A 5,553-nucleotide genomic window follows, 5' to 3' on the forward strand; every position below is an offset into this window, starting at 1 on the left:
TCTAAATGAGGTAAGGCACGATGTGGACTACATCGTTGATAGGCCGGAGGTGGAAGCACGGTAACGTGTGTAGCTGACCGGTACTAATCCGCCGAGGGCTTGACCTTAACATGTTTATGCAAGGCTTGGCTTGTTCCACTCTCTCGTTGTTCGGTTTTGAAGGTGTAGATTGATATGCCACGCGCATATGCGGCCCGTTGGTCAAGCGGCTAAGACGGCGGCCTCTCACGCCGCAAACGTGGGTTCGATTCCCGCACGGGTCACCAGCTTTTCCTTTGTATGCGCCTTTAGCTCAGTTGGTAGAGCAACTGACTCTTAATCAGTGGGTCCCCGGTTCGAATCCGTGAAGGCGCACCATTCCCATGGAGCGCTAAGATGCGCTCCATGGGAACTCCCAAAAGTTCATATTGGTTTTGACTGGGCAACCGGTTGAAATATAGTTGGTGTTGATTGCGGTGAGGGTCCACCCGTTCCCATTCCGAACACGGCAGTTAAGCTCATCTGCGCCGAAAATACTTGGCTGGCGACGGCCCGGGAAGATAGGTAACGCCAACACAGAAAAGCGGACAGAAGATTCTGTCCGCTTTTCTTATAGAGAGGAGAAGACCCCTCATGCAGTACACACACATTGTGCCGGCCCGGTTTTGCAGCCGACCCAACCGCTTTATCGCGGAGGTAGAGCTGCCTGACGGCGGCCGGGAACGAGTCCATGTGAAGAATACAGGCCGGTGCAGGGAGCTGCTGGTTCCGGGCGCGCGTATTTATCTGGAGGGCGCGGCTCACCCGGCGCGCAAGACCCGCTTCGATCTGGTGGCGGTGGAAAAGGGGTCCAGGCTCATTAATATGGATGCACAGGCTCCCAACCGGGTCTTTGGCGAGTGGGCCCGAACGGGTGGTTTTGTGCCGGGGCTGGCCCTGCTGCGCCCGGAGACGGCCTGGGGGAGCTCCCGATTCGATTTTTACTGGGAGGCGGAAGAGCGCCGGGGGTTTGTGGAGGTTAAGGGCGTCACCTTGGAAGAGGACGGGGCCGTGTTCTTCCCGGACGCGCCCACGGAGCGGGGCGTCAAGCATGTGGAGGAGCTGATGGCCTGTCGGGCGGAGGGCTATGAGGCGACACTCTTTTTCGTGGTCCAGATGGAGAACGTCAAATGGCTGGCCCCGAACGACAGGACCCATCCCGCCTTTGGCGCGGCAGTCCGCCGGGCCGCCGCTGCAGGGGTGAAGATCCTGGCCCATACCTGCTGTGTGCGGCCGGATGCCCTGGAGCTTTCTGGACCGGTTCCGGTGCGTTTGGGCCCTGAAAATGAATGTTAGGGAAATACAAGTTGCATGAAAAGAGGAAGAAGGAGCCTATAAATTCTGTAAAACCGCCAAAAATGCAGGCATACCCTTGACGTGAAGCAAGAAATCCTGTAAACTGCTCCCATCAAGCAAGGGCGCTGCGGATGAAAGACCATCCGCAGCGCCCGTTGTGTTTTTCAGAGATGGAAGCGGCCCTCTTCTCGAAAACACAGCAATGGCATGAAAATGCGCAAAGACGCGCGCTCCACCCAAAGAGGGAGCGTGCGTCTTTGCATTTGAGGAGGAGCATATTATGACAGAAGAAGTATGGAGTGCCCTGAACGGTCAAATTTTTGGCGTCTGGTTTCTGATTGGCGCCGCACTGGTTTTTTGGATGCAGGCCGGCTTTGCTATGGTAGAAGCAGGGTTTACCCGAGCCAAGAATGCCGGCAACATCATCATGAAGAATCTGATGGATTTCTGTATCGGCACAGTGGTGTTTATCCTCATTGGCTTCAGCTTGCTGCTGGGCGAGGATCTCTTGGGCCTGATCGGCAAACCGGGCTTTGATATCTTTACCAGCTATGCAGCGTTTGACTGGTCGAACTTTGTGTTTCACCTGGTGTTCTGTGCCACTACAGCTACCATCGTATCCGGTGCTATGGCGGAACGAACGAAATTCCTGTCCTACTGCATCTATTCTGCTGTGATCTCTGCACTGATCTACCCCATTGAGGCGCACTGGATTTGGGGCGGCGGCTGGCTGGCCCAGACGGGCTTCCACGATTTTGCCGGCTCCTGCGCCATCCATATGGTGGGCGGCATCAGCGCCCTGATTGGTGCCAAGATTCTTGGGCCCCGGATGGGCAAGTTTGGCCGCGACAAGAGCGGTAAGATCACGCAGGTAAATGCCTTCCCCGACCACAACCTTCCGCTGGGCGCTCTGGGCGTATTCATCCTATGGCTGGGGTGGTACGGCTTCAATGGCGCTGCGGCCACCTCTCTGGAGCAGTTGGGTTCCATCTTCGTCACTACCACGATTGCCCCGGCGGTGGCGACCGTCACCTGCATGATCTTCACCTGGGTCAAGTATGGGAAGCCGGACGTCTCTATGTGCCTGAACGCCTCCCTGGCCGGGCTGGTAGCCATCACCGCTCCGTGTGACGTGACGGATGCGTTGGGCTCCATTGTCATCGGCGCGGTGGCCGGCGTCCTGGTGGTCTTTGGCGTCTGGGCTCTGGATTACAAGCTGCGCATTGACGACCCGGTGGGTGCCGTGGCGGTCCACTGCCTGAACGGCATTTGGGGCACCGTCGCGGTGGGCCTCTTTGCCACCACGGCGGCCCCTGGGAACGATACATATGTGGGGCTGTTCTACGGCGGCGGTGTCAGCCTCCTGGCCCTGCAGATGCTGGGCATGCTCTCCGTCATCCTGTGGACAGCGGTCACCATTACCATCACCTTCCTGGTCATCAAGAAAACAGTGGGACTCCGCGCAAGCCAGGAGGAGGAGATCACCGGACTGGACGCCACAGAGCACGGCCTGCCCTCTGCCTATGCCGACTTTGCACCAACGACCAGCCTGACCTCTCTGCCGGAGGAGAACGCCTACCCCGAGCCCGCCGCTTCGAAGGCCCATATGGATGAGTCGGCGCCAGCCCAGGCGGTCACCAGAATCCGGACCGCGCCGGAGTCCGGGATGAAGCTGAGCAACGTCACCATCCTCTGCAATCAGGCCAAGTTTGAGGACCTGAAGACCGCAATGAACCGCATCGGCGTCACCGGGATGACCGTGACCCAGGTGCTGGGCTGTGGTATCCAGAAGGGAAAAACGGAGTACTACCGCGGCGTTCCCATGGCCATCAATCTGCTGCCCAAGGTACAGGTAGAGATTGTCGTGTCCAAGGTGCCGGTAGCCGAGGTGATCGACGCGGCCAAGAAGTCCCTGTATACCGGTCGTATCGGCGACGGCAAGATCTTCGTCTATGATGTGGAAAATGTAGTAAAGGTCCGCACCGGCGAGGAGGGCTACGATGCCCTCCAGGGCGAAGAATAAACGAACTTCCGATTTCCCCTCTCCCTTGCTTCCCATACTTTGCTGACCCTGCCATGCGGCGTCCCGGACTGGACAGGTCCGGGACGCCGTATTATAATAATGCGTACGGAACAAAGCCGAAAGTCGTGAATCCCAAGGCTTTCAAGGCCGATTGGCTTTGTTCCAGTGCAAGGCTTCTGGGCAAATGAGCCAGAAAACCTTGCACCTTAGACATTATAATAGAGTTCAAAGGCGGACCACCGCGCGAAGGAGAAGCATATGGACTTGCTTACAGTGACAAAAGAGATTGCCCCCAAGGGGAAGGCGTACCTCGTGGTACGGCAAGGGCCCGGCGGAGCGGCGCTGGAGGAGGCGCTGGCCGACCGGATCGGGGCGCTGAGGGAACAGGGCGCAGAGCACATCTATCTGACCTCCACCGACCGGGAGGCGCCCCTGGCGGAGGGACAAAAGCTGGGCCCCTGGCGGCTGTCCTTCCGTCATGAGATGTGGACTATGGAGCGGGGGCTGGGACCGGACCGGCCCCGCCCGGCGGGCAGGCTGGTACTGGAGTCCCTGCGTCGGGAGCAGGGAGCGCTGTGGCTGGACCAGTATAACCGCGGCTTCTTCGGTGTGCCGAACTCGGCCACCTATGGCGAGGAGGAGCTGGAGGAGCTTCTGGCGGGAGAACCGCGTTCCGGCTTGGTCCGGCTGGACGGCGCGGCTGTAGGCGTCTACGAGCTGAGCTTCCAGGAGGAGACGCCGGAGATTGAGGGGATCGCCCTCCTGCCGGACTACCGGGGCCAGGGGCTGGGCCGGGAGCTGCTGCTGACAGTCATGGAGCGGCTGGCGGAGGCGGGGTACCCGGCCTGCTGGCTCCGGGTGTCCTCCGCCAATGGGCCCGCCTGGGGCCTTTACCACTGGGCGGGCTTCCGTCCGGTCAAGATGCTCTCCCACTGGTACGAGGCGGTGTCGGTCTGAATCGTCTAAAAAGCGCCGCCTCCCGGGAGGCGGCGCTTTTCGATCCCCTCAGATGGGCAGGTCCGGGCCCCGATAGTCCCCGGGCCGATAGTCCCCGTCAAAGCCACCGCGGGACCGGCGCTCCGGGTCGGACTCCTCCGGCCGGGGCGGAAAGCCGGAGGCTGGGCCGGGATTCTGTGCCACCGCCTCATAAAAGCCGGCACAGGAGCAGGCCAGATAAGGGACGAGCCAGAGGGTGAGGGGCAGGGTACACAGGCTGGTCAGCAGCCAGGTGATCAGGGCGAGGCCCACAGAGCCGGACGGGAGAAGCTGTTGGCACAGAAGCCCGGCGGCGCTGCAGAGCAGCGACCCCAGCAGGAACCAGCCCAGGAAAGAGAGCAGCAGGACAAAAAAGGTCCAGCGGTGCCCTACCATAAGGTCTTTGCTGGCGTCCAGGGCCTCGCTGGCCCGGTACCTGGGCTGATCCAGCAGGATGTAATAGGCCAGGGCATAGCGGAGTACCCTGGAATAGAAGAACACCATAAAGCCCACCGACGCGGCCAGGGACAGGAGCTCCAGAAAGAGCTGGCCCAATTGGTAGGATAAAGCGGCGAGGAGGAAGCTGACGGTGTTGAGTATAAGAACGCCGATGGTGAGAAGGATGGCACCCAGTACGGCCCATAAAAGAGAAAAGAGAAAGATCTCAAGGGTCAGAAGCAGGACCCGGCCGGCCTGCGGGATGCCGCAGAACAGATCGCGCCAGCCGGTCTCCTGCCCCCGCCAGAGCTTCAGACCATAGCTCAGATACCCGTAGGTCAGCACGACACAGAACAGAGTGACCAGGACGCTCAAAAAGAAGAGCAGGGAGAAAAGCCCACCGGACACAGAGGCGGTGTAGCGATAGAGCGGATGCTCCGGCACGCCGGCGGCCGCCAGGGCGGCGAGGTTCAGAAGGGGGCGGGCGGCCAGCAGCATCAGGGCGCCGGGGACGCCCCAAACGAGAAGGAAAAAGAGCAGTGTGATCCAGCGGGGGCTGGGATGGGCTTGCCGGATGGCCGCCTTGGCGGCCTCCTTGACTTGCGGACGATGGAATCCCATGGATGTTCCTCCTGTTCCTCGGATGCTTCATCATATCATACGGACCATCCGGTTGTAAATGCGGGGCCGGTCATTAAAACGCCCGGAGAGGTATACCTCTCCGGGCGTTGGAGTCATCTGCGTCCGGCGCCGCCGCCGCGGGACATGCCCCCGCCGCCGCGGAAGCCTCCCCCGGGCCGCCG

4 protein-coding genes, 2 tRNA genes and 2 rRNA genes are annotated in these 5,553 nt (G+C 60.5%); 7 read left to right on the forward strand and 1 reads right to left on the reverse strand.

Translation table 11 applies throughout. From position 1 onward, the window contains the following. The 7 genes from BN2154_RS15935 to BN2154_RS00100 form a co-directional block, all read left to right on the forward strand. Positions 1 to 107 (forward strand): 23S ribosomal RNA (locus BN2154_RS15935); the annotation flags it as partial. An 84-nt stretch (positions 108 to 191) separates the two neighbouring features. Further along, positions 192 to 266, forward strand: a tRNA-Glu gene (locus BN2154_RS00075). 15 nt (positions 267 to 281) lie between these two features. Beyond that, a tRNA-Lys gene (locus BN2154_RS00080) sits at positions 282 to 357 on the forward strand. 82 nt (positions 358 to 439) lie between these two features. After that, positions 440 to 555: ribosomal RNA gene (gene rrf / locus BN2154_RS00085) — 5S ribosomal RNA — on the forward strand. A gap of 57 nt (positions 556 to 612) precedes the next feature. Beyond that, positions 613 to 1,314 carry a DNA/RNA nuclease SfsA gene (gene sfsA / locus BN2154_RS00090; protein ID WP_050616862.1) on the forward strand — a complete coding sequence of 234 codons (702 nt, stop codon included), beginning with the start codon at positions 613 to 615 and terminating at the stop codon, positions 1,312 to 1,314. A 280-nt stretch (positions 1,315 to 1,594) separates the two neighbouring features. Then, positions 1,595 to 3,337: an ammonium transporter gene (locus BN2154_RS00095; RefSeq protein WP_050616863.1), complete on the forward strand. Its 1,743-nt coding sequence runs from the start codon at positions 1,595 to 1,597 to the stop codon at positions 3,335 to 3,337. Between the two features lie 258 nt (positions 3,338 to 3,595). Then, complete coding sequence (locus tag BN2154_RS00100; RefSeq protein ID WP_050616864.1) at positions 3,596 to 4,294, forward strand: GNAT family N-acetyltransferase; 699 nt, start codon at positions 3,596 to 3,598, stop codon at positions 4,292 to 4,294. 48 nt (positions 4,295 to 4,342) lie between these two features. Here BN2154_RS00100 and BN2154_RS00105 read toward each other — a convergent pair whose 3' ends face one another. Then, positions 4,343 to 5,371 (reverse strand): DUF975 family protein, encoded by a 1,029-nt coding sequence (locus BN2154_RS00105; RefSeq protein WP_050616865.1) that lies wholly within the window; start codon positions 5,369 to 5,371, stop codon positions 4,343 to 4,345. Positions 5,372 to 5,553: the final 182 nt, after the last annotated feature.

It is taken from the genome of Intestinimonas massiliensis (ex Afouda et al. 2020) (assembly GCF_001244995.1).
Taxonomy (GTDB): Bacteria; Bacillota; Clostridia; order Oscillospirales; family Oscillospiraceae; genus Intestinimonas; species Intestinimonas massiliensis.

Bases quoted from the DNA above. Each gene is read 5' to 3' on its own strand.
- BN2154_RS00105 (WP_050616865.1), bottom strand. From the start codon at position 5,371: ATGGGATTCCATCGTCCGCAAGTCAAGGAGGCCGCCAAGGCGGCCATC.
- BN2154_RS00100 (WP_050616864.1), top strand. From the start codon at position 3,596: ATGGACTTGCTTACAGTGACAAAAGAGATTGCCCCCAAGGGGAAGGCG.
- sfsA (WP_050616862.1), top strand. From the start codon at position 613: ATGCAGTACACACACATTGTGCCGGCCCGGTTTTGCAGCCGACCCAAC.
- BN2154_RS00095 (WP_050616863.1), top strand. From the start codon at position 1,595: ATGACAGAAGAAGTATGGAGTGCCCTGAACGGTCAAATTTTTGGCGTC.